At 61.8% G+C, this 23316-nt stretch carries 20 protein-coding genes; 12 read left to right on the top strand and 8 right to left on the bottom strand.

The annotated features are described in order from the left end of the window. From pilO to N5J71_RS19965, 3 genes are all read right to left on the bottom strand, one after another. The coding region (pilO, locus tag N5J71_RS19955; protein WP_279917500.1) for a type 4a pilus biogenesis protein PilO at positions 1-616 on the bottom strand (616 nt) is incomplete at its 3' end. Then, the gene (gene pilN / locus N5J71_RS19960; protein ID WP_003459024.1) at positions 613-1185 is read right to left on the bottom strand and encodes a type 4a pilus biogenesis protein PilN; all 573 of its coding nucleotides are present in this window, start codon (positions 1183-1185) and stop codon (positions 613-615) included. The genes pilN and pilO, both read right to left, overlap by 4 nt. Next, positions 1185-2249 carry a pilus assembly protein PilM gene (locus tag N5J71_RS19965; RefSeq protein WP_074855141.1) on the bottom strand — a complete coding sequence of 355 codons (1065 nt, stop codon included), beginning with the start codon at positions 2247-2249 and terminating at the stop codon, positions 1185-1187. Before N5J71_RS19965 ends, pilN begins: the two co-directional genes overlap by 1 nt. A 181-nt stretch (positions 2250-2430) precedes the next feature. Between N5J71_RS19965 and N5J71_RS19970 the strand changes: the two genes are divergently transcribed. Further along, positions 2431-4842 carry a penicillin-binding protein 1A gene (locus tag N5J71_RS19970; RefSeq protein WP_279917501.1) on the top strand — a complete coding sequence of 804 codons (2412 nt, stop codon included), beginning with the start codon at positions 2431-2433 and terminating at the stop codon, positions 4840-4842. An 89-nt stretch (positions 4843-4931) separates the two neighbouring features. Here the strand turns inward: N5J71_RS19970 and N5J71_RS19975 are convergent, their stop codons facing one another. The 4 genes from N5J71_RS19975 to rpmE all read right to left on the bottom strand — a co-directional run bounded on the left by N5J71_RS19975 (position 4932) and on the right by rpmE (position 8776). Then, positions 4932-6200, bottom strand: coding sequence for a malic enzyme-like NAD(P)-binding protein (locus N5J71_RS19975; RefSeq protein WP_074855142.1), 1269 nt, complete (start codon positions 6198-6200; stop codon positions 4932-4934). A gap of 103 nt (positions 6201-6303) precedes the next feature. Further along, complete coding sequence (locus N5J71_RS19980) at positions 6304-7740, bottom strand: M48 family metalloprotease (protein WP_003459017.1); 1437 nt, start codon at positions 7738-7740, stop codon at positions 6304-6306. After that, the gene (locus N5J71_RS19985) at positions 7737-8537 is read right to left on the bottom strand and encodes a thermonuclease family protein (RefSeq protein WP_279917502.1); all 801 of its coding nucleotides are present in this window, start codon (positions 8535-8537) and stop codon (positions 7737-7739) included. The genes N5J71_RS19980 and N5J71_RS19985 overlap by 4 nt, the downstream gene beginning before the upstream one ends. A 26-nt stretch (positions 8538-8563) precedes the next feature. Next, on the bottom strand, positions 8564-8776 hold the full coding sequence (rpmE, locus tag N5J71_RS19990) for a 50S ribosomal protein L31 (protein ID WP_003459015.1): 213 nt from the start codon (positions 8774-8776) through the stop codon (positions 8564-8566). 158 nt (positions 8777-8934) lie between these two features. Here rpmE and N5J71_RS19995 point away from each other — a divergent pair, with 158 nt between their 5' ends. The 3 genes from N5J71_RS19995 to N5J71_RS20005 all read left to right on the top strand — a co-directional run bounded on the left by N5J71_RS19995 (position 8935) and on the right by N5J71_RS20005 (position 13755). After that, positions 8935-11154 carry a primosomal protein N' gene (locus tag N5J71_RS19995; RefSeq protein WP_279917503.1) on the top strand — a complete coding sequence of 740 codons (2220 nt, stop codon included), beginning with the start codon at positions 8935-8937 and terminating at the stop codon, positions 11152-11154. Positions 11155-11340: 186 nt separating this feature from the next. Next, the gene (gene argS, locus N5J71_RS20000; protein ID WP_279917504.1) at positions 11341-13080 is read left to right on the top strand and encodes an arginine--tRNA ligase; all 1740 of its coding nucleotides are present in this window, start codon (positions 11341-11343) and stop codon (positions 13078-13080) included. Then, positions 13081-13755: an SPOR domain-containing protein gene (locus N5J71_RS20005; RefSeq protein ID WP_003459010.1), complete on the top strand. Its 675-nt coding sequence runs from the start codon at positions 13081-13083 to the stop codon at positions 13753-13755. 42 nt (positions 13756-13797) lie between these two features. On the opposite strand, the gene N5J71_RS20010 is transcribed toward N5J71_RS20005, so the two are convergent. After that, positions 13798-14712, bottom strand: coding sequence for an NYN domain-containing protein (locus N5J71_RS20010; protein WP_003459008.1), 915 nt, complete (start codon positions 14710-14712; stop codon positions 13798-13800). 219 nt (positions 14713-14931) lie between these two features. Here N5J71_RS20010 and hslV point away from each other — a divergent pair, with 219 nt between their 5' ends. From hslV to N5J71_RS20050, 8 genes are all read left to right on the top strand, one after another. Continuing rightward, positions 14932-15462: an ATP-dependent protease subunit HslV gene (hslV, locus tag N5J71_RS20015; protein ID WP_017678531.1), complete on the top strand. Its 531-nt coding sequence runs from the start codon at positions 14932-14934 to the stop codon at positions 15460-15462. A gap of 181 nt (positions 15463-15643) precedes the next feature. Then, positions 15644-16984, top strand: coding sequence for an ATP-dependent protease ATPase subunit HslU (hslU, locus tag N5J71_RS20020; RefSeq protein ID WP_279917505.1), 1341 nt, complete (start codon positions 15644-15646; stop codon positions 16982-16984). Between the two features lie 161 nt (positions 16985-17145). Further along, positions 17146-17517, top strand: a complete 372-nt coding sequence (locus tag N5J71_RS20025; RefSeq protein WP_279917506.1) for a gamma-butyrobetaine hydroxylase family protein — start codon at positions 17146-17148, stop codon at positions 17515-17517. 288 nt (positions 17518-17805) lie between these two features. After that, the gene (gene phaC, locus N5J71_RS20030) at positions 17806-19485 is read left to right on the top strand and encodes a class II poly(R)-hydroxyalkanoic acid synthase (RefSeq protein WP_279917507.1); all 1680 of its coding nucleotides are present in this window, start codon (positions 17806-17808) and stop codon (positions 19483-19485) included. A 141-nt stretch (positions 19486-19626) separates the two neighbouring features. Then, a complete protein-coding gene (gene phaZ, locus N5J71_RS20035; protein WP_003458999.1) occupies positions 19627-20484 on the top strand; it encodes a poly(3-hydroxyalkanoate) depolymerase in 858 nt (285 codons plus the stop codon). Positions 20485-20513: 29 nt separating this feature from the next. Then, entirely contained in the window at positions 20514-20651 is a 138-nt protein-coding gene (locus N5J71_RS20040) for a hypothetical protein (RefSeq protein ID WP_206417046.1), read from the top strand. 36 nt (positions 20652-20687) lie between these two features. Next, entirely contained in the window at positions 20688-22370 is a 1683-nt protein-coding gene (phaC, locus tag N5J71_RS20045) for a class II poly(R)-hydroxyalkanoic acid synthase (protein ID WP_279917508.1), read from the top strand. 201 nt (positions 22371-22571) lie between these two features. Next, entirely contained in the window at positions 22572-23186 is a 615-nt protein-coding gene (locus N5J71_RS20050; protein WP_084341399.1) for a TetR/AcrR family transcriptional regulator, read from the top strand. Positions 23187-23316 lie beyond the last annotated feature (130 nt).

Genomic DNA, 23316 nt, shown 5'->3' on the forward strand with positions numbered 1-23316 from the left:
GAGCCCCCTTATCATTGTAGCGATAGGTCTTGGCCATAATCTGCATGCTCAGGCGGCTGGAGTTTCCAGCACTGACTGGTGCCAACTCAAAATCATGCAAGGTAACGATACGCGGTAGACTGGCGACACCACTTACAAAAGTCGCAAGGTCGTGATAACCACCGGTAACTTTGATCTGAATCGGCAATTCGATATAGAACTGCTGAGCCACTTCCGGCAACAGTTTGATCTCTTCGAACTCCAAGCCACTGCCCAGGCCGGTACGAGTAATATCCTCGAGCAACCCGGGAACCTCGGTATCGCTTGGCAGCTGACGCAGAAGAGCGCCAAAGGACACCTCCATCTCCTGCATCTGCTCTTTATAGGCCTCAAGGTTCGCCGCCTGATAAGCTTTGCTGGAGAACTGCTCCTTCAGCGTCACCTCTTCTCGCTGACGCTGCTCGAGCATGCTCTGCAGATCCTTGAGGTGAAAGTTGTAGCCCAACGCCAGAACGACAATAAACAGTAGCAGGCCGGCAATGAATTTGACCGCACCAGGCCACGACCCAACATTGTTCAAATCAAGGTCATTGATATCAATACTGCGCAGGCTGTCCAAGGAACTCTTAATGCTCATTGCGCCGCCTCCGCTTTTTCTTGATCAGGCTGTGTCTGCTGCACCGTCAGCTGAAACACATTCTCCTGATCCAAAGCCCCCGCTGTAACAGCTTTGACTTCGGTCAGATTGGGAGCGGTTAACCACTCAGAAGCATCCAAGTTACGCATCAGATTCGAGACGCGATTATTCGATTCAGCCACACCAATAATGGCAATGCTATTACCCACCATTTTTACACTGGTGAAATACACACCGTCCGGCAGCGTTCTCACCAACTGGTCGAACACACGACCGATAATTGGCCGGTTACCCTGCAAGTCTTGAATAATCTTCATACGTTCCAGCAATTGCTGGCGACGCGTTCTCAACTCACTGATTTCCTTGATACGCGCATCGAGAACTGCGATCTCCTTCTTGATGAAGTCATTTCGCGCATTCTGGTTACTGATTGCCGCACTGAGAAATTGATCACCCAGAAACACCAAACCAGCCGCCACAACGAGGACACCGACAAGACTTACCAGAAACCGCTGCTTGCGCTCCTCGCGCAGCTGTTCACGCCAGGGAAGTAGGTTAATCCGCGCCATCAGTCGAAACTCCTCATCGCCAGACCACAGGCAATCATCAGTGCCGGCGCATCACTGGCCAGCGCACCGGCGTTGACCTTGCTGCTCAGCGCCATATCGGCAAAGGGATTGGCCACTAGCGTCTGCGTACCGATTTTTTGCTGGATCAGCCGATCGAGATCAGGAATGGACGCGGTACCCCCAGCCAGGAGGATGTAGTCGACATCATTGAATTGCCCGGCGGCGAAGAAGAATTGCAGCGAACGTGAAACCTGCTGAACGACCGCTTCCTTGAACGGTTGCAAAACCTCACTGTCGTAGTCATCCGGAAGACCACCTTGCTTCTTGGCAAGACCGGCTTCCTCGACCGACAGGCCATAGCGACGCTGGATTTCCTCAGTCAGCTGCTTGCCGCCGAAAAGCTGCTCGCGGGTGTAGATGGTACGACCGTTGTGCAGCACACTGAGCGTGGTCATCGTCGCGCCAATATCCACCACCGCGACGGTCAACTCATCGTGACCACCACCCAACTGCGCCTCCAGCAGGCCGTAAGCGCGTTCGAGGGCATACGCCTCGACATCGACCACTTTCGCGGTAAGCCCAGCGAGCGCAAGGGCTGCCTCGCGGACCTCGACGTTCTCCTTACGGCATGCAGCCAGCAGCACCTCTACCCGTTCGGGGTTACGCGGCGCCGGCCCCTGCACTTCGAAATCGATGGCGACTTCTTCCAGCGGGTAAGGAATGTATTGATCGGCCTCGATCTTCAGCTGGTTTTCCAAGTCGTCCTCAGAAAGACCCGCTTCCATTTCGATGATCTTGGTGATGACAGCCGAACCCGCCACAGCAACCGCGGCCGTCTTGACACCGGTCTTGGCCTTGGCCAACACGCGAGAAAGCGCCTGACCGACCCCCTCCAACTCGGCAATGTTCTTCTCGACCACTGCATTGGGCGGAAGTGGCTCGACGGCATAGGCCTCTACCTTGTAGCGGCTTCCCGAGCGACTCAGTTCGAGGAGCTTGACCGAAGTCGAGCTGATATCGATCCCCAGCAGCGTATTCGCTTTCTTAGTGAAGAGCCCTAGCACGACCGTTTTCCTATTGGCATCCGCGACTTACGGACTATTTATGTTTTTCCACATTAAATATCAGTCTTGACAGAAGCGCAAATGGCTCCCCGGGAAAAAAAACGCTTATAATGTGATCAGCTTTTCCCTTTTAGCCTCGGCTCCTGCTTAACTCATTCTTTTACTTGGAATTCCGAACATTTTGATACGCCTGCTGAAGTTCATCTGGTGGTCTTGCGTTGCCGTTTTTTGTGGGCTGCTGCTCAGTTTCAGCGGCGCGTTTCTTTACCTTAGCCCGACCCTGCCTTCCGTCGAGTCGCTGCGCCAGGTACAGCTGCAGATCCCCCTGCGCGTCTACAGCAGCGATGCCAAGCTGATCGCCGAGTTCGGCGAGATGCGCCGTTCGCCGATTCGCTTCGATGAAATTCCCAAGGAATTCATCAGCGCTCTGCTGGCTGCCGAAGACGATAATTTCGCCAATCATTATGGCGTCGATGTGACCAGCCTGATGCGCGCTGCCACGCAATTATTGAAAAGCGGCCAGATTCAGAGCGGTGGCAGCACCATCACCATGCAGGTGGCGAAGAACTTCTTCCTCACCAACGAGCGCAGTTTTTCGCGCAAGGCCACCGAAATTCTTCTGGCCTTGCAGATCGAGCGCGAGCTGAGCAAGGACGAGATCCTCGAGCTCTACGTCAACAAGATCTACCTCGGCCACCGCGCCTACGGCATCGAAGCTGCCGCACAGGTGTACTACGGCAAATCGATCCGCGAGCTCAACCTGGCGCAGATGGCGATGATCGCCGGCCTGCCGAAAGCACCGTCGCGCTACAACCCGCTGGTCAATCCGACCCGAGCCAAGGAGCGCCGCGACTGGATTCTCGGCCGCCTGTATCGCCTGGGCCGTATCGATCAGGCCAGCTACGAGGAAGCGCTTGCCGAGGTAGTCGATGCGCGTTACCACGTTCCCACACCAGAATTGAGCGCTCCTTATATAGCCGAGATGGCACGCGCGGAAATGGTTGGCCGCTATGGCAGCGAGGCTTATACGGAAGGCTTCAATGTCACCACCACCGTGCCTAGTCATTTGCAGGAGGCAGCCAACACCGCCCTGCGTGACGGACTGATCGCCTATGACCAGCGTCACGGCTATCGCGGCCCTGAGAGTCGCCTGCCGGGCATGACCCGCGAAACCTGGCTGACCGAGCTGGCCAAGTTCCGCAGTATCGGCGGCCTGGAGCCCGCTGTGGTTACCCAAGTCGAGAAAAGCGGCATTCTGGTATTGACCCGTAACGGCGAAGAGCAGGCCGTGGCCTGGGACAGCATGAAATGGGCTCGCCCCTACCTGAACACCAACAGCATGGGCCCGCGCCCGCAGCAACCTGGCGATGTCACCCAGGTCGGCGATATCGTTCGCGTGCAGCGCCAGGCCGATGGCAGCCTGCGTTTCACCCAAGTCCCCGCAGCACAGGGCGCGTTGGTTTCCCTCGACCCATACAGCGGCGCCATTCAGTCACTGGTCGGCGGGTTCTCATTCGATCAGAGCAACTACAACCGCGCCGTGCAGGCCAAGCGCCAGCCGGGCTCGAGCTTCAAGCCCTTCATCTATAGCGCGGCTCTCGATAGCGGCTACACCGCAGCGACGCTGGTCAACGACGCGCCGATCATCCTCTCCGACGACTACCTGTCGCAGAAGTGGCGCCCGAAGAACGACAACAATACCTTTCTCGGCCCAATTCGCATGCGTGAAGCGTTGTACAAGTCGCGCAACCTGGTTTCCATCCGCCTGCTGCAGGACATGGGCATCGACCGTAGCTTGCGCTATATCGAGCGCTTCGGCTTCGCCCCGCAGGATCTGCCGCGCAACCTGTCACTGGCACTCGGCACTGCCAGCCTGACCCCCATGGAAATCGCTGAGGGCTGGGCCACCTTCGCCAATGGCGGTTACAAGATCGAGCCGTACCTGATCGAACGCATTGATGACCGCAACGGCAAGCCGCTGTTCCGCGCCAATCCGGCCCGCGTGCCAGGCAGCGCACCGACCGAGGAGAACGCCAACCTCACCGTCAACGTAACTGATGAGTTGCCGTTGGAGGAGCCTAAGGTCGCCGAACAGATCATCGACGAGCGCACCGCCTACATCATGACCAGCATGCTGCAGGACGTGATCAAGCGCGGTACCGGGCGGCGCGCTCTCGCCCTTGGCCGCAATGACCTGGCAGGCAAGACCGGCACCACCAACGAGTCCAAGGACAGCTGGTTCTCCGGCTACAACGGCGATTACGTAACCACCGTCTGGGCCGGCTTCGACCAGCCGGAGAGCCTGGGCCGCCATGAGTACGGCGGCACTGTCGCGCTGCCTATCTGGATGAACTACATGGGCGCAGTACTCAAGGATCGACCCAACCATCTGCCCAAAGAACCCAAGGGGCTGCTGACGCTGCGCGTCGACCCGATCAGTGGCCGCGCTGCTGCACCCGGCACACCGGACGCCTATTTCGAACTGTTCAAGAGTGAAGACTCGCCCCCTCCGATGAGTGAGTTCGAACCTGGCATGGGTGTTCCTGGCAGCCCGCTACCGGCCGACGAGATGGCGCCGATCGACTTGTTCTAGGATAAGGCTCAGGCGGCTGCAATCGTTGCCTTAAGCCGTATCACAGACAATAAAAAACCCGCCGAAGCGGGTTTTTTATTGTCGGCTGATCAGCCGTTGAACACTTCATCCACCGATTTCAGCGGATAGTGCTTCGGATAGGGCAGAGTCGCCACGCCGGATTCGATGGCAGCCTTGGCCACTGCATCGCAAACCACGGTGATCAGACGCTGATCCATTGGCTTCGGAATGATGTACTCGCGACCGAACGACAGCTCGATACCGCCGTAGGCGTCGCAGACTTCCTGCGGTACCGGCAGCTTGGCCAGGTCACGCAGCGCCAGCGCTGCGGCGATCTTCATCTCTTCGTTGATGCGGGTGGCACGCACGTCCAGAGCACCGCGGAAGATGAAGGGGAAACCCAGCACATTGTTGACCTGGTTCGGGTAGTCGGAACGACCGGTGGCCATGATCACGTCGTTGCGCGTCTCGTGCGCCAGCTCCGGCTTGATTTCCGGATCCGGGTTGGAGCAGGCGAAGACGATCGGGTTGGCCGCCATGCGCTGGAGATCTTCCGGGCTCAGCAGGTTGGCGCCGGACAGGCCGACGAACACGTCAGCGCCTTCGAGCGCGTCGGACAGCGTGCGCTTGTCGGTCTCGGTGGCGAACACGGCCTTGTACTGGTTCAGATCATCGCGACCGGCATGAATCACGCCCTTGCGATCGACCATGAAGATGTTCTCAACCTTGGCACCCATGCTCACCAGCAACTTCATGCAGGAGATGGCAGCTGCACCGCCGCCCAGGCAGACGATCTTGGCATCGATCAGAGTCTTGCCGGCGATTTCCAGGGCATTGAGCATGCCGGCCGCGGTGACGATGGCGGTGCCATGCTGGTCATCGTGGAATACCGGGATGTCGCACTGTTCGATCAGCGCGCGCTCGATCTCGAAGCACTCAGGCGCCTTGATATCTTCCAGGTTGATGCCGCCGAAGGTGATGGAGATGCGCTTGACGGTGTCGATGAACGCCTGCGGGCTTTCAGCGTCGACTTCAATGTCGAACACGTCGATGCCAGCGAAGCGCTTGAACAGTACACCTTTACCTTCCATTACCGGCTTGGAAGCCAGCGGGCCGAGGTTACCCAGGCCGAGGATGGCGGTACCGTCGGAAATTACGGCGACCAGGTTGCCCTTACCGGTATAGCGGTAGGCCAGTTCGGCATCGCGAGCGATCTCGCGTACCGGTTCGGCTACGCCTGGGCTGTATGCGAGGGACAGGTCGCGGGCAGTGGCAGTGGCCTTGGTCAGCTCGACACTCAGCTTACCGGGACGGGGCTGAGCGTGATATTCGAGAGCGGCTGTTTTTAGATCGGACATAGTGGCATTTCCGCTTTTATGAGGCTTGTTGAACGGGCGCGGCCGAGGATACGCAAGTTGTATACACCTGCCAAGACCGTTCGGTCGCGATGAAAGCGCCGCGCTAGCGCAGCGTTTTCAACCACTGTCCCGGACGCGGCTCGCCACGCGGATACAGCCCATTGAGCAGCCTCAACTGTGCCTCGCCATCGGCCGCCAGCGGCGCGCCACTGGCCAGACCAGTCATACTCTGCCCGGCCTTGACCCGCACCAGATGCAGACGCACCGGCTCGGCCAACTTGCGCTCGGCCGCCTTCAGTGGCCGGTAACTGCGGATAACCTCGAGAAAACGCTGATCCTCGGCTTCCAGCGAAGCGCGCCCTTTTACTGCCGCCACGAACAGGTAAGCGTTGTCGCCGCGATAGATCACCGCCACGCGACGCGCCGATTGGCCCTGCAACACCGCCGTATAGCCCTGCAGCACGCCAAGACGCAACTCCTCGCCTGCCACCAGACGCTGATTGCCGACGCGCTGACGCAGGAATTCGGCAGGCGACAGGCGTTTGTCCACTGCCTCCAGAGTCATGGCGATAAAGGCTTGCTCATCCGGGGTGTGACCGATCAGTACATCGGGGCGATTGACCAGCTGCCAGCCCTGCGGGTAGGTCAGCGTGAAGTCCAGCTCGCCGTGATAGAAATGGCGTCCGCGGCGAATACCGCTGGCCGCTGAATCGCCGAACACCAGACCATCGAGCATCTGCAGAAAACGGTCGCGCCCCACTTCCTGATTGCCGCCGGCCAGCGCACGCGCCGGGCCGATCACTTCCTGCAGGCGTCGATCATTGTCCGGGTGGGTATCGAACAAGCCGTGGTAGCCGCCCGCCGCGGGTGATTCGCCGCGCTTGGCTGCCTGCTCACGGGCGAAATCCTCCTGCGCCTTGAGCACCTTGACCACCTCGATCATCGCTTGCGGATCGTAGCCACCACGCGCCAGGTATTGCGCGCCCAGGCCATCGGCCTCCAACTCCATGTCGCGCCCATAGCCGCGCACGAACGCATTACCTATGGCGCTGGTCAGATCCCCCACTGCGCCGACACCAGTACCGATAGCCGCAGCCTGCCCGAGCAAGCCCCAGGCCGTGGACTGACTTTGCTGGCGCACGCTATGGCGGGCCGTAACGTGACCGACCTCGTGCCCCAGTACGGCCGCCAGTTCCGCCTCGGAATTCAGATAAGCGAGCAGGCCACGGTGGATATAGATGTAGCCACCCGGCAGGGCGAAGGCGTTGATATCCGGGCTGTCCACCAGGGTGAAAACGTAGTTGAGCTGATTGCGATGGCTGCTGCGTGCTACCCGCTCGCCGACGCGCTGAATATAAGCCTGCAGTTTGGCGTCCTCATAGCGCGGGTATTGCTTGAGGATTTCCTGGTTGTAGCGCGCCCCGAGCTCCAGCTCCTGGCGCTCACTCATCATCACGAAGTCGTTGCGACCCGTGGCAGGATTGACCGCGCAACCTGCCAGCCAGCTGCAGATCAGGCACAACATCAATGCACGCATCATGGCAACACCTCCAGCATCGCCGAATGAGTCAGCGGCAGCATCCAGCGTGCCTGTCCGGTTTTCAAGCCGCCACGGCTCTGGCGGTCGATGACCCAGCCGCGCGCTTCAACCTGTCGCCCCTTGAGTTTCTCCAAGGCACGCACGTCGAACTCACCCAGCAGTTCCGGCGCCACGCGCAATACCCGACCACCGTCGAGATCGATCCAGAGGCCGCCTCGGTTGCGCTGCACACTGGTGACCCGCCCACCCAACAAGGCAAAGCCACCACCACGTAACTGCCCAGCCGTCTTAACCTGCTCATCACGCCACACGCCAAGCCGCTTGCTGCGCGCCTGACGCTCGGCCTGCGCCTGGCAAGCGGCCAGCGCTGCGTTGGGCGCCACGGCGACCATGAAACCGAGGCCTTCACTCAGTAGCTGCGCCTCGAGATTACGCCCCTGACGGTCGTAAAGATGGCCCAGGGTACGCCCGTAACGATCCTTGCGCTGTTCACCGTAGAGCAGGCCGACACGTCCATCGCTGGCATCGACCAGTGCCTGCAGGCGACGCTTGGCCTGCAAGGCATAGGGTTCATCACTACGTCCCTTGCGCCCAAGCTCGGGCGCGTTGATGCCGATCAGGCGAATGCTGCGCCCATCGACCAGGCGCACCGTGTCGCCATCGACCACCTGGCGCACGGCGACCTGAGCAAGATCGGTACGCTGTGGACAAAAGGCCTGGGCCAGGCCGGCACAAAGCAGAGAAACGAAAAAGGCGCCCACCAGGGACGCCTTTTTCAGATTCACGGAAAGGTGCATGACACGTTCCGTAATCGTTCGGTCGCTTACTTCGCGCCGAATACGCCGAAGCGCTGCTTGAAGCGATCGATACGGCCGCCGGTGTCCAGCACTTTCTGCTTACCGGTGTAGAACGGGTGGCACTCGGAGCAAACGTCGAGGCTCAGGTTCTTGCCCAGGGTGGAGCGGGTCTTGATCACGTTACCGCAGGAGCAGGTAGCGTCGATTTCGACGTAGTTCGGATGGATATCGGCTTTCATCGTGCTTTCCTCGGGGTAGTCGTGCCGCCACCCGACCAATGTCAGGCACCGCACAGAAATAGGCCGCGCATCTTACCAGAGACGTAGACCGATGCAAGCCACGCAAGGCGCCGGTCGTCGCGTGTTAAGATCGCCGGCCTGTCAATGGAGCTTCTGGCTTGCCCAACCTGATCCTGCGCCTCGCCCTGCCCTCGCCGCTGCGCCGCCTGTTCGACTACCTCGCCCCCGCCGGCGTGTCGCGCAGCGCCTTGCAGCCAGGCGTGCGCTTGCGCGTGCCCTTCGGCCGGCGCGAGATGATCGGCGTACTGGTTGAAGTCGACAGCCAGAGTGAGGTACCACTCGACAAGCTCAAGCCCGCCCTGGAATTGCTCGATGCTCGCCCACCGCTACCGGCGTCGCTGTTCAAGCTGTGCCTGTGGACGGCGCAGTACTACCAGCACAGTCTCGGCGACACCCTGAGCTGGGCCTTGCCCGTGTTGCTACGCCAGGGCGAGCCGGCCGAAACCCGCCAGGAGCGCTACTGGCTGGCCAACAAAGGCGCCAGCGTCGACGACCCACGCCTGGCCCGCGCGCCACGCCAGCGCGACGCGCTCAAGGCACTGGCGCAACATCCGCACGGTGTCGCCCACAGCCTGCTCAGCCAACTGCAACTCAACCGCGACAGCCTGCAATTGCTGCATGAGAAGGGACTTGTCCGGGTCGAGGTGCGCCGCACCCAGCCGCATGCCAAGCCGGCGCACTGGCTGGCACAACCGGAACTGCCGCTGAACGCCGAGCAGCGCGCTGCGGTGAATGCCGTGGCGTCAGGCTGGGACCAGTTCAATGCCTTTCTACTGGCTGGCGTCACCGGCAGCGGCAAAACCGAGGTGTACCTGCAACTGATCCACCAATGCCTGGAGGCCGGCAAACAGGCGCTGGTGCTGATCCCCGAGATCAACCTCGGGCCGCAGACCTTCGACCGTTTCGCCCGCCGCTTCAATGCACGTATCGCCCTGCTGCATTCGGCGGTGAACGACCGCGAGCGCCTCGACGCCTGGTTGGCGGCACGCGATGGCGAGGCCGACATCATCATCGGCACCCGCTCGGCGCTGTTCACGCCGATGAAGAACCCGGGATTGATCATCGTCGACGAAGAACACGACGCCTCCTATAAACAGCAGGAAGGTCTGCGCTACCACGCCCGCGACCTGGCGCTGGTGCGCGCCCGCCAGGAAGACGTGCCCATCGTCCTCGGCTCGGCCACACCTTCGCTGGAAAGCCTGCACAACGCCTACACCGGCCGCTATGCCCTGCTCAAGCTGACACAGCGCGCCGGCGGCGCCAGCCAGCCGCGCTTCCTGCGTCTGGACGTGAAGAGCCGGCCACTGGACTCGGGCATCTCCGGGCCGATGCAGCAGGCCATCGCCCAGATCCTCGCCGCCGGCCAGCAGGTGCTGGTGTTTCTCAACCGCCGCGGCTTCGCCCCGACCCTGCTCTGCCACGACTGCGGCTGGCTGTCCGAATGCCCACGCTGCGACGCACGCATGACCGTGCACCAGCGCTATCAGGAACTGCGCTGCCATCACTGCGGCCACGTCGAGAAACAGCCGAGCAACTGTCCAAAATGCCAACACGTCGACCTGCGCCCGGTCGGCGCCGGCACCGAGCGCGCCGAAGAGCGCCTGGCGGTGCTGTTTCCCGACTACCCGGTGCTGCGCGTCGACCGCGACAGCACCTCGCGCAAGGGCGCCATGGATCGCCTGTTCGCCACCATCAACAAGGGCAAGCCGTGCATCCTGGTCGGCACGCAGATGCTCGCCAAGGGGCATCACTTTCCACGGGTGACGCTGGTGTCGATCCTCGACGCCGACGGCGGCCTGTTTTCGGCCGACTTTCGCGCCAGCGAGCGCATGGCGCAGCTGATCGTGCAGGTTGCCGGTCGCGCTGGCCGTGCCGAGGAACCGGGCAAGGTGATCATCCAGAGCCACCTGGCCGACCATCCGCTACTGGTGCAACTGACCGAGCAAGGCTACTTCGCCTTCGCCGAACAGGCGCTGAGCGAACGCCGCAGCGCCGGCTTGCCGCCGTTCTGCTACCTGGCCCTGCTACGCGCCGAGGCGCACAAGCCTGGCCAGGCGGAAGGCTTTCTCGATGAAGCCTGCAGCGAGGCCGAACATCTGCTGGGCGAACTGAATCTCTCCGGCATCGAACTGCTAGGCCCGGTCCCCGCGCCAATGGAGCGCCGCGCCGGGCGCTTCCGCGCGCAGCTACTGTTGCAGGGCAATGCCCGCGCCCCGCTGCACCGCCTGCTCAACCACTGGCTGCATGCGCTGGAGCAAATGCCCAGCGGCCGAGCGGTGCGCTGGTCGCTGGATGTCGACCCGATCGATCTTTTCTGAGCGGTACGCTGTAACAGTCAGTAGGGTGGGCTTCAGCCCACCAATAGCGGCCAGCCTTGGTGGGCTGAAGCCCACCCTACCCACTAAACCCGGCACGCTTTTCCTTGCCGCTTGTGGCTTGCCGCTTGCTGCTGCTCTTATAATGCGCAGTTTTCGACCAAAGCCCCAAGGCAACCCGAGCCGAACATGAAAGACAGCATTCGCCACCTGATCCAGCAAGCCCTCGACCGCCTGACCGCCGAAGGCGTGCTGCCAGCGGGCCTGACGCCGGCCATCCAGGTGGAGAACACCAGGGACAAGAGCCACGGCGACTTCGCCAGCAATATCGCCATGATGCTGGCCAAACCGGCGGGCATGAAGCCGCGCGACCTGGCCGAGAAGCTGATCGCTGCCTTGCCAGCCGACGAGCAGATCACCAAGGTGGAAATCGCCGGCCCCGGCTTTCTCAACTTCTTCCAGAACAGCGATGCCCTGGCCCAGCGCCTGGAAGCGGCGCTGGCCGATGCCACGCTCGGCGTACGCAAGAACGGCCCGGCGCAACGCGTGGTGGTCGACCTGTCGGCGCCGAACCTGGCCAAGGAAATGCACGTCGGCCACCTGCGCTCGACCATCATCGGCGACGGCGTGGCGCGCGTACTGGAGTTCCTCGGCGACACGGTAATCCGCCAGAACCACGTCGGCGACTGGGGCACCCAGTTCGGCATGCTGCTGGCCTACATGCAGGAAAACCCGGCCGCCGCCGAGAGCGAGCTGGCCGACCTGGAAGGTTTCTACCGCACGGCGAAGAAGCGCTTCGACGAATCCCCTGAATTCGCCGACCGCGCCCGTGAGCTGGTGGTCCAGCTGCAGGCCGGCGACGCCGAGTGCCTACGCTTGTGGCACCGTTTCAACGACATCTCCCTGTCGCACTGCCAGGCGCTGTATGACCGTCTCGGCGTCAAGCTCTCCATGGCCGACGTCAGGGGCGAGAGCGCCTACAACGACGACCTGCCGCAGGTGGTCGCCGACCTCGCCGCCAAGGGCCTACTGACCGAAGACAACGGCGCCCAGTGCGTGTTCATGGACGAGTTCAAGAACGCTGAAGGCAAGCCGCTGCCGCTGATCGTGCAGAAGGCCGGCGGCGGCTATCTGTACGCCACCACCGACCTGGCAGCCACCCGCTACCGAGCCAACGTACTCAAGGCCGACCGCGTGCTGTACTTCGTCGATCAGCGCCAGGCCCTGCACTTCCAGATGGTCTTCGCCTGCGCACGCCTGGCCGGCTTCGTCCCGGCCAGCATGGAAATGGAACACATGGGCTTCGGCACCATGAACGGCCCGGACGGTCGTCCGTTCAAGACCCGCGACGGCGGCACCGTGAAACTGGTGCAGCTGCTCGACGAAGCCGAGCAGCGCGCCTACAGCCTGGTCAAGGACAAGAACCCGGAACTGGCCGAGGACGAGCTGCGTCAGATCGCCCGCGTGGTCGGCATCGCCTCGGTGAAGTACGCCGACCTGTCCAAGCACCGCACCAGTGACTACAGCTTCAACTTCGACCTTATGCTGAGTTTCGAGGGCAACACCGCGCCCTACCTGCTGTACGCCTACACCCGCGTCGCCAGCATCTTCCGCAAGCTGGGCAAGGGCGTTGATGAAATCGGCGGGCAGATCACCCTGGCCGCCGATCAGGAACAGGCACTGGCTGGCAAACTGGCGCAGTTCAACGAGCTGCTCGGCAATGTGGCCGACAAGGGCACGCCGCACATGCTGTGCGCTTACCTGTACGACATCGCCGGGCTGTTCTCCAGTTTCTACGAGAACTGCCCGATCCTGACTGCCGAAGACGAAGCCACGCGCAACAGCCGTCTGCGCCTGGCGGCCCTCACTGGCCGTACCCTCAAGCAGGGCCTGGAGCTGCTCGGCCTGGAAACTCTGGAGCGGATGTAAATGGCAGCGCGCAAGAAACCGGCGCCGAAACGCGGCGCCAGTCGCTATCAGGCCCCGGCGAAGAAGCCCGTACCGGGCTGGATCTGGCTGGCCTGCGGCCTGGTGGTCGGTGGTTTCTTCATGTTCCTGTTCAGCCTTGAACCGGGCCGTGACGAGATCAAGCGCGACAAGGGCGAGCAGGTGCGCAGCACCAAACCCGAACCGAAACCGACGCAGCCCGAGCCGGCCAGGCCCAAGTACGACTTCTACACCCTGCTGCCGGAGTCGGAAGTGATCCTGCCGCAGGCACTGGAAGAAACGCCGCCCCCCGTGCCCGAACAGAAACCGGTCACCCCGGAAGAGGCTGCGAAGATCGACACCGCTCGCGCCGAAGCTGCGCTCAACGGCCAGGTGCCGCCGCCTGCGCCGCCGGTACTGGCCAGCGCGCCCGTCACCACGCAGTTCTTCCTCCAGGCCGGCTCGTTCCGCAAGCGTGACGATGCCGACACTGTGCGCGCGCAGATCATCCTGCTCGGCCAGAACGTACGCGTGGAAACTGGCAAGGTGCGTGAGGAAACCTGGCACCGCGTACTGGTCGGTCCCTTCGCCAGCCGCGAGCAACTGGCCAGCGCGCAGAAGACCCTGGCAGCCGGCGGCTTCAGCAACCTGCTGTTACAGCAGCGTCAGGTCCGCTGATCAGCTTGGATAGGGAGGGTTAGCCCTCCCTTCAACTTTAACCTAACGGCGCCTCAGGTTATTGGAGGGCAGATGTGCAGGGTCAGGCGGAGTAGCGAAATCACCACAGCGATTACACCAAGTACCGCCAGCATGCTCAACGCAGCCCAGATTGCCGCAACGTGGACACGCCGCTACATCGGAAGCTGCCACAGCTAATGACACGTTCCAATGCCCACCTTGCTCTTGAATAGGAGCAAGCAAATCATATGTTTTGAGCATATCCAGCAACCCCGTATGACCATAGGTCTGCGGGGAGAACGCCGGATCAGTGCGTTTCAAATATTGGCCTAAAGCCCCCAGACTAACTTTCCCCTCACTGGTATCACTTGTGAGCAAGGCCACGGCCTCTACCACAAAACGCGGCCGCCTTTTAACTGGGGGGCGAGGCGGAACGGGCTTCACACCCTCAGTTTTCACGTCGAGTTCAACTTTGCTGCCACTCTTCTCATCAGGTTCATTTTCTGATTCAAGAGCCCGGCGTCTCCACTCAAAAAACTGATCGCTGGCATTACGCAGCGCATCTGGCGTTTTCGGCTCACCAACAATGAAAACTGTAGCGCCACGCTCACGTAGCTTGCGACACAGATAAGCAAAGTCAGAGTCCGAGGTAACCAAGCAAAATGTATCGGCTCGCTGATCAAATAGAACCTCTAGCGCATCAAGAGCCAAAGCGATATCAGCTGTGTTCTTACCAGCCGCATACTGGTACTGCAGACATGGAGTAAAGGCCTGGCGCACCAGAGCCTCCTGCCATCGATTCCCCAGTGTTCCATGATTTCCATAGCCGCGTCGCATAACTACTCGACCGAACTGGGCCACAACACGTAAGGAATAATCCAAAATTTCAGGGGATACATTGTCGCAGTCAACTAGCACTGCCACCCGAGAGTCTCCTGCCGCCTGATACGCACCCATTCTTGAAGCTTTCCCTGCTGGGTCAATGTGAATACTTAAATCTTAATGCCTGCATCGCTCGCAGCACAGCCCTACGCTTCGCCAGCCCATCAGCAATCTGTTACAGCAGCGTAGGTCCGCTGATCGCCGTTTGATCCGCCGCTGGTTGAAAAACCGCGGCGGGCACCCCATCTGAGTCTCGATCCGGGCAAGTTCGCCCCGCAGCGTGGAGATTCACCCTTGACCACCATCGTTTCAGTGCGCCGCCACGGCAAGGTCGTGATGGCTGGCGACGGCCAGGTTTCCCTCGGCAACACCGTCATGAAGGGCAACGCCAAGAAGGTGCGCCGCCTTTATCACGGCCAGGTGCTGGCCGGCTTCGCCGGCGCCACCGCTGATGCCTTCACCCTGTTCGAGCGCTTCGAGGGGCAACTGGAAAAACACCAGGGTCATCTGGTGCGAGCCGCCGTCGAGCTGGCCAAGGACTGGCGTACCGACCGCAGCCTGAGCCGTCTGGAAGCCATGCTGGCAGTGGCCAACAAGGACGCATCGCTGATCATCACCGGCAACGGCGACGTCGTCGAACCCGAGGAAGGCCTGATCGCCATGGGCTCCGGCGGCAACTTCGCCCAGGCCGCAGCCCGCGCCCTGCTGATGAAGACTGACCTGTCCGCCCTCGAGATAGCGCAGACTGCACTCGGCATCGCCGGCGACATCTGCGTGTTCACCAATCATCACCAGACCATCGAGGAACTGGACGCCCCCGAGTGAGGCCTATCTAAAAACTACCTGCGTTGTCATCGCCGCGTTGAAAACAGGCTCGGAATGCTCATTTACAACAGTAAACTCCGCTTCCTCGCCTGTTTCCGCCTTGCGCTGACTGCCTCGCCTACGTTTTTAGAGAGCCCCAAGCGTCCATTTTTTTCATAGATTCGATAGCGAGCCAAACTCCATGTCCATGACGCCCCGCGAGATCGTCCACGAACTCAACCGCCACATCATCGGCCAGGACGACGCCAAGCGCGCCGTGGCCATCGCCCTGCGCAACCGCTGGCGGCGCATGCAGCTGCCGGCCGAACTGCGCCAGGAAGTCACGCCGAAGAATATCCTGATGATCGGCCCCACCGGCGTCGGCAAGACCGAGATCGCCCGTCGTCTGGCCAAGCTGGCCAATGCGCCGTTCCTGAAAGTGGAAGCCACCAAGTTCACCGAGGTCGGTTATGTCGGCCGCGATGTCGAATCGATCATCCGCGACCTGGCCGATGCAGCGGTGAAGATGCTGCGTGAGCAGGAAATCACCAAAGTCCGCCACCGCGCCGAAGATGCCGCCGAGGAGCGCATTCTCGATGCCCTGCTGCCACCCGCGCGCCAGGGTTTCGGCGACGAACCGGTGCGCAGCGAAGATACCAACACCCGCCAGCTGTTCCGCAAGCGCCTGCGCGAAGGCCAGCTGGACGACAAGGAAATCGACATCGAAGTCGCCGAGTCGCCCATGGGCGTCGAAATCATGACCCCACCGGGCATGGAAGAAATGACCAACCAGCTGCAGAACCTGTTCTCCAGCATGGGCAAGGGCAAGAAGAAGTCGCGCAAGCTCAAGGTCGGTGACGCCCTCAAGCTGGTGCGCGACGAGGAAGCCGCGCGCCTGGTCAACGAGGAAGAACTCAAGGCCCGCGCCCTGGAAGCCGTCGAGCAGCACGGCATCGTCTTCATCGACGAGATCGACAAGGTGGCCAAGCGCGGCAATACCGGTGGCGCCGACGTATCCCGCGAGGGCGTGCAGCGCGACCTGCTGCCGCTGATCGAGGGCTGCACGGTCAATACCAAGCTGGGCATGGTCAAGACCGACCATATCCTGTTTATTGCTTCGGGCGCCTTCCACCTGGCCAAGCCGAGCGACCTGGTGCCGGAACTGCAAGGCCGCCTGCCGATCCGTGTCGAACTCAAGGCCCTGAGCCCGCAGGATTTCGAGCGCATTCTCACCGAGCCGCATGCCTCGCTCACCGAACAGTACAGCGCCTTGCTGAAAACCGAAGGGCTGGATATCGAGTTCGCCGAAGACGGCATCAAACGCATTGCCGAGATTGCCTGGCAGGTCAACGAGAAAACCGAGAACATCGGTGCCCGGCGCCTGCACACCCTGCTCGAACGCCTGCTGGAGGAAGTCTCCTTCACGGCCTCCGATCTGGCAGGCCAGCAGAACGGCGAACCGATTCGCATCGACGCGGCTTACGTCAACGGTCACCTCGGCGAGCTGGCGCAGGATGAAGACCTGTCGCGCTATATTCTGTAAGCCCCGTAGCCCGATCTTGTAGCCGGTGGCCGGCGTCATTCTGTAGGAGCGGCTGGGCGGCATTCCGCTTCAGCCGCGAAATTCGCGGATAAATCCGCTCCTACAGGACGGTGCAATCACTCAACTGGGCGTTGTGCCTAAAAAGATCACGGAAATCAGCCATGCCCATCCCCAGCGCGATCAAACTGCACAAGGCCTCGAAAACCCTGGAACTGCGCTACGGCGAGCAGAGCTATTCGCTCAGCGCCGAGTTTCTCCGGGTGCACTCGCCGTCGGCCGAGGTGCAGGGGCATGGCAAGCCGATCCTGCAGACCGGCAAGCTCAACGTCGGCCTGGAGCGCATCGAACCGGCCGGCAACTATGCACTGAAACTGTGCTTCGACGACGGCCATGACAGCGGCCTGTACACTTGGGAATACCTCTACGAACTGGCCACCCGGCACGATCAACTCTGGGCCGACTACCTGGCGCAGCTCAGTGCTGCAGGCCAATCCCGCGACCCCAACGAAAGTGTCGTGCGCCTGATACTCTGAACCGCACGCACACCTCGTCGCAGAGCGCTCGCCTTCCTTTCCCGGCTCATTACCCGGTAGTTAGAACGATTTTTCTAAACTATCGCGGCATACTCTCGCCCCATCGATCAGCTTGCCTAACGGCAAAAACTCGGGTAACCAAGGAACTGGCAGGTTCCCTGCATTTGGCCCTGCCAGATGCAATGCATGACGCGGACGCGATCCGCACCCGGCAACCCGAGCAGTACCTGGCCCCTGTTTCGCCGCGAGCGCAGCCGGTACGTGACTCAGGACAATGGAGCGTCGTAGATGAGTGACAAGAACAACGAAGACCTGAAACGCCAGGCCTCTGAAAATACTCTGGGACTCAACCCGGTAATCGGCATTCGCGGCAAGGATCTGCTGACCTCTGCCCGCATGGTGCTCTCCCAGGCACTCAAGCAACCCTTCCACAGCGCCAAGCACGTCGCCCATTTCGGCCTCGAACTGAAGAACGTCATGCTCGGCCAATCCGCGCTCAAGCCTGAAGACGGTGACCGCCGCTTCAATGATCCGGCCTGGAGCCAGAACCCCCTGTATCGCCGTTATCTGCAGACTTACCTGGCCTGGCGCAAGGAGCTGCACGACTGGATCGAGCACAGTTCGCTGTCCGAGCAGGACGCCAGTCGCGGCCACTTCGTCATCAACCTGATGACCGAGGCCATGGCGCCGAGCAACAGCATGGCCAACCCGGCGGCAGTCAAACGTTTCTTCGAAACCGGCGGCAAGAGCCTGCTCGACGGCCTTTCGCACCTGGCCAAGGACATGGTGCACAACGGAGGCATGCCCAGCCAGGTGAACATGGAAGCCTTCGAGGTCGGCAAGAACCTGGCCACCACCGACGGCGCCGTGGTGTTTCGCAACGACGTGCTGGAGCTGATTCAGTACAAGCCGATCACCGAGAGCGTGCACGAGCGCCCACTGCTGGTGGTGCCACCGCAGATCAACAAGTTCTACGTATTCGACCTGTCACCGGAAAAAAGCCTGGCGCGCTTTCTGTTGCGCAGCCAGGTGCAGACCTTCGTGGTCAGCTGGCGCAACCCGACCAAGGCGCAGCGTGAGTGGGGCCTGTCCACCTACATCGAGGTGCTCAAGGAAGCCATCGACGTGATCTGCGCCATCACCGGCAGCAAGGACGTCAACATGCTCGGCGCCTGCTCCGGTGGCCTGACCACGGCATCCCTGCTCGGCCACTACGCCGCCCTCGGCGAGCCCAAGGTCAACGCCCTGACCCTGCTGGTCAGCGTGCTCGACACCCAGCTCGACACCCAGGTTGCCCTGTTCGCCGACGAGAAAACCCTGGAAGCGGCCAAGCGCCGCTCCTACCAGGCCGGCGTGCTGGAAGGCAGCGACATGGCCAAAGTATTCGCCTGGATGCGCCCCAACGACCTGATCTGGAACTACTGGGTCAACAACTACCTGCTCGGCAACGAGCCGCCGGTGTTCGACATTCTCTACTGGAACAACGACACCACGCGCCTGCCGGCTGCGCTGCACGGCGAGTTCATCGAGATGTTCCAGACCAACCCGCTGACCCGTCCGGGTGCGCTGGAAGTCTGCGGCACGCCGATCGACCTCAAGCAGGTCACCTGTGATTTCTTCGTCGTCGCCGGCACCACCGACCACATCACGCCATGGGACTCCTGCTACAAGTCGGCGCACCTGTTCGGCGGCAAATGCGAGTTCGTGCTGTCCAACAGCGGCCATATCCAAAGCATTCTCAACCCGCCGGGCAACCCCAAGGCGCGCTACATGACCAATAGCGCGATGCCGCTGGACCCGAAAGCCTGGCAGGAAAGCTCGACCAAGCACGCCGACTCCTGGTGGCTACATTGGCAGACGTGGCTGAGCGAACGCTCGGGCGAAACCAAGAATGCTCCACGGGCGCTGGGCAACAAGAAATTCCCGGCTGGCGAAGCCGCACCAGGCACCTATGTGCACGAACGCTGATTTTCAGTCTCAACCGCAGTGGCACCGGGAAGTGCCGCACGCCACGACGGTCTGACCGGCGTGGAACCAGGTAACCCCTGGTAACCCTGGAGGCGGCCCGGACGGCCCTCTCCAGCGCTCAACTCCACAGGGGCTGCGCCTATGCCGCAACCATTCGTATTCCGCACCATAGATCTCGATGGGCAGACCATCCGCACCGCGGTGCGGCCGGGCAACAGCCAGTTGGTGCCGCTGCTGATCTTCAACGGCATCGGCGCCAACCTGGAACTGGTGATGCCCTTCGTCGCCGCCCTGGACCCGGAGCTGGAAATCATCGCCTTCGACGTCCCCGGTGTCGGCGGTTCCTCCACGCCGGCCACGCCATACCGCTTCCCTGGTCTGGCCAAGCTGGCAGCGCGCATGCTCGATTACCTCGACTACGGTCAGGTCAATGCCATCGGCGTGTCCTGGGGCGGTGCCCTGGCGCAGCAGTTCGCCCATGACTATCCCGAGCGCTGCAAGAAGCTGATCCTCGCCGCCACCTCGGCCGGTGCAGTGATGGTGCCGGGCAAGCCCAAGGTGCTCTGGCGCATGGCCAGCCCGCGGCGTTATGTGCAACCGTCCTACGGTGTACGCATCGCCCCGGACATCTATGGCGGAGCCTTCCGTCGCGACCCCAAGCTGGCCATGGCGCATGCGAGCAAGGTGCGCTCGGGCGGCAAGATGGGCTACTACTGGCAGCTGTTCGCCGGCCTCGGCTGGACCAGCATCCACTGGCTGCACAAGATCCGCCAACCGACCCTGGTGATGGCCGGCGACGACGACCCGCTGATTCCGCTGATCAACATGCGCCTGCTAGCCTGGCGCATTCCCAACGCCGAATTGCACGTGATCGACGACGGCCACCTGTTCCTGGTAACCCGCGCCGAAGCGGTGGCGCCGATCATCATGAAGTTTCTTGAAGAGGAACGGCACCGCGCGGTGATGCACCCGCAGCCCACACCATTGCGCCAGCATTGACCGCACCAGCTTGGTGCGCAATGTTCTGCGTGCTCGACAAAGGGGCCGCTCAAGGCCTCTTGTTGTTCGACGCGGCGCTCTGGAATGCACTTCCCGCGCGCCTGGTACAGGGCTTGCTGCACACCCTGCACAAGTACAAGGTGCGTGTCAGGCAGTCCGCGCCATGAAAGTCTCTAGACGGTTTGACGACGGAGTGCTGCCCCATGCGAGACAAGTCGAACCCGGCTTCACTGCCGGCACCCGCCAGTTTCATGAACGCCCAGAGCGCGGTGGTGGGCGTGCGCGGTCGCGATCTGCTGTCCACCATGCGCCTGCTGGCTGCCCAGGGCCTGAAGAATCCGGTGCGCAGTGGACGTCATCTGCTGGCCTTCGGCGGCCAGCTTGGCCGGGTGCTGCTCGGCGATACCCTGCACAAGGTCAATCCGCAGGATGCGCGCTTCGCTGATCCGACCTGGCACCTCAATCCCTTCTACCGCCGCAGCCTGCAGGCCTATCTGGCGTGGCAGAAACAACTGGCCGCGTGGATCGACGACAGCGACCTGTCGGCCGATGACCGCTCCCGCGCGCGCTTTCTCGCCTCACTGATGAGCGACGCCCTGTCGCCCTCCAACAGCCCGCTCAGCCCGCAGGCGCTCAAGGAGCTGTTCAACACCGGTGGCAGCAGTGCCTTCAAGGGCTTGCGCCATCTGCTCGACGACCTGCTGAACAACGACGGCCTGCCCAGCCAGGTCAGCAAACACGCCTTCGAAGTCGGCCGCAATCTGGCCTGCACGCCAGGTGCCGTGGTGTTTCGCAACGAGCTGCTGGAACTGATCCAGTACAAACCGATGAGCGAAAAGCAGTACCTGCGCCCGCTGCTGATCGTGCCGCCGCAGATCAATAAGTACTACATATTCGATCTATCCAACGACAAGAGCTTCGTCCAGTACGCACTGAAGAACGGCCTGCAGACCTTCATGATCAGCTGGCGCAACCCCGACCCACGGCATCGCGAATGGGGCCTGTCGAGCTATGTGCAGGCCGTCGAGGAGGCCGTCGATGCCTGCCGTGCCATCACCGGCAGCAAGGACGTCAACCTGCTCGGCGCCTGCGCCGGCGGCCTGACCATCGCCGCCCTGCAAGGCCACCTGCAGGCACGCCGCCAACTGCGCAAGGTTGCCAGTGCCACTTACATGGTCAGCCTGCTCGATAGTCAGATCGACAGCCCGGCAATGCTCTTTGCCGACGAGGAAACCCTCGAGTCGGCCAAGCGCCGCTCCTACCAGCAAGGCGTGCTAGACGGTCGCGACATGGCCAAGGTATTCGCCTGGATGCGCCCCAACGACCTGATCTGGAACTACTGGGTCAACAACTACCTGCTCGGCAGGCAGCCGCCAGCCTTCGACATCCTCTACTGGAACAACGACAACACGCGCCTGCCCGCTGCACTGCATGGCGACCTGATCGACTTCTTCAAGCACAATCCGCTTAGCCGCAACGGCGGCCTCGAAGTCTGCGGCACGCCGGTGGATCTGGCCAAGGTCAACATCGACAGCTTCAGCGTGGCGGGCATCAATGATCACATCACCCCCTGGGATGCGGTCTATCGCTCGACCCTGCTGCTTGGTGGCAACCGCCGCTTCATTCTGTCCAACAGCGGCCATATCCAGAGCATTCTCAACCCGCCGGGCAACCCCAAGGCCAACTACTACGAAAATGCCAAGCTCACCTCCGACCCACGCGCCTGGTATCACGACGCCACGCACCAGCAGGGCAGTTGGTGGCCGCAGTGGCTGGAATGGATGCAGGCGCGTTCCGGCGCGCAACGCGAAACCCTGATGGCGCTGGGCAACCAGAACCATCCGGCGATGGAGGCCGCGCCCGGCACCTACGTGCATATCCGCTGAAGCGGCATGCCACGAAGACCCCAGCGCCAACAAAGCCTGCGCGGCATGCCCGCATCCCTCATCCGGCGCTTCGCGCCACCTTCTCCCGAAGGGAGAAGGACATGAGAGATGTCGCTACGCGACTTTTACTAAAGGGATGGCCAGCTGCACGCCGGCCGGTTATCGTCAGCCCGTCGCGCCTAATCGAACAAGAAGCCAAGGATGAAAACCCGCGAGCGCATTCTGCAAACCGCCCTGCAGCTGTTCAACGAGCAGGGCGAGCCCAACGTTTCCACACTGGAGATCGCTAACGAGCTGGACATCAGCCCGGGCAACCTCTACTACCACTTCCATGGCAAGGAGCCACTGGTACTGGAACTGTTCGAACGCTTCCAGAGCGAGATGGCGCCTTTGCTCGACCCGCCAGCCGAAGCCCAGCTGGACGTCGAGGACTACTGGCTGTTCCTGCACCTGATCGTCGAGCGCCTGTCGCAGTACCGCTTTCTCTTCCAGGATCTGTCCAACCTGGCCGGGCGCCTGCCAAAACTGGCGCGCGGCATTCGTCACTGGCTGAACGCGCTGAAACGCACGCTGGCCTCGCTGCTCGCCCGCCTAATGGCCGACGGGCAATTGAACAGCGGCACTCAGGCTCTCGGCCAACTGGTCGAGCAGATCACCCTGACCCTGCTGTTCTCCCTCGACTACCAGCGCATCCTCGACCAGCAGGGTGAAGTCCGCCTGGTGGTGTACCAGATCATGATGCTGGTCGCTCCACACCTGAACCAGCCCTCACGCAGCACCGTCGAGCACTTGGCGCAGCGCTATCTGGAAGCCTGATGCGCAGCCGTGCGCATGCCAATGACACGCTGGGAATGTAGGGCGGGTGCAACCCGCCAGAGCGCAAATGGCGGGTTGCACCCGCCCTACAAAGCCGAGACGCATCCACGGTGCCCGCCCTGCGACCTGA

The organism is Ectopseudomonas oleovorans (assembly GCF_029845265.1).
GTDB classification, from domain to species: domain Bacteria; phylum Pseudomonadota; class Gammaproteobacteria; order Pseudomonadales; family Pseudomonadaceae; genus Aquipseudomonas; species Aquipseudomonas oleovorans.

Bases quoted from the DNA above. Each gene is read 5' to 3' on its own strand.
- N5J71_RS20050 (WP_084341399.1), top strand. From the start codon at position 22,572: ATGAAAACCCGCGAGCGCATTCTGCAAACCGCCCTGCAGCTGTTCAAC.
- hslU (WP_279917505.1), top strand. From the start codon at position 15,644: ATGTCCATGACGCCCCGCGAGATCGTCCACGAACTCAACCGCCACATC.
- phaC (WP_279917508.1), top strand. From the start codon at position 20,688: ATGCGAGACAAGTCGAACCCGGCTTCACTGCCGGCACCCGCCAGTTTC.
- N5J71_RS20005 (WP_003459010.1), top strand. From the start codon at position 13,081: ATGGCAGCGCGCAAGAAACCGGCGCCGAAACGCGGCGCCAGTCGCTAT.
- phaZ (WP_003458999.1), top strand. From the start codon at position 19,627: ATGCCGCAACCATTCGTATTCCGCACCATAGATCTCGATGGGCAGACC.
- N5J71_RS20010 (WP_003459008.1), bottom strand. From the start codon at position 14,712: ATGGGTGCGTATCAGGCGGCAGGAGACTCTCGGGTGGCAGTGCTAGTT.
- N5J71_RS19975 (WP_074855142.1), bottom strand. From the start codon at position 6,200: ATGTCCGATCTAAAAACAGCCGCTCTCGAATATCACGCTCAGCCCCGT.
- argS (WP_279917504.1), top strand. From the start codon at position 11,341: ATGAAAGACAGCATTCGCCACCTGATCCAGCAAGCCCTCGACCGCCTG.
- pilN (WP_003459024.1), bottom strand. From the start codon at position 1,185: ATGGCGCGGATTAACCTACTTCCCTGGCGTGAACAGCTGCGCGAGGAG.
- rpmE (WP_003459015.1), bottom strand. From the start codon at position 8,776: ATGAAAGCCGATATCCATCCGAACTACGTCGAAATCGACGCTACCTGC.
- phaC (WP_279917507.1), top strand. From the start codon at position 17,806: ATGAGTGACAAGAACAACGAAGACCTGAAACGCCAGGCCTCTGAAAAT.
- N5J71_RS19980 (WP_003459017.1), bottom strand. From the start codon at position 7,740: ATGATGCGTGCATTGATGTTGTGCCTGATCTGCAGCTGGCTGGCAGGT.
- N5J71_RS19985 (WP_279917502.1), bottom strand. From the start codon at position 8,537: ATGCACCTTTCCGTGAATCTGAAAAAGGCGTCCCTGGTGGGCGCCTTT.
- N5J71_RS20025 (WP_279917506.1), top strand. From the start codon at position 17,146: ATGCCCATCCCCAGCGCGATCAAACTGCACAAGGCCTCGAAAACCCTG.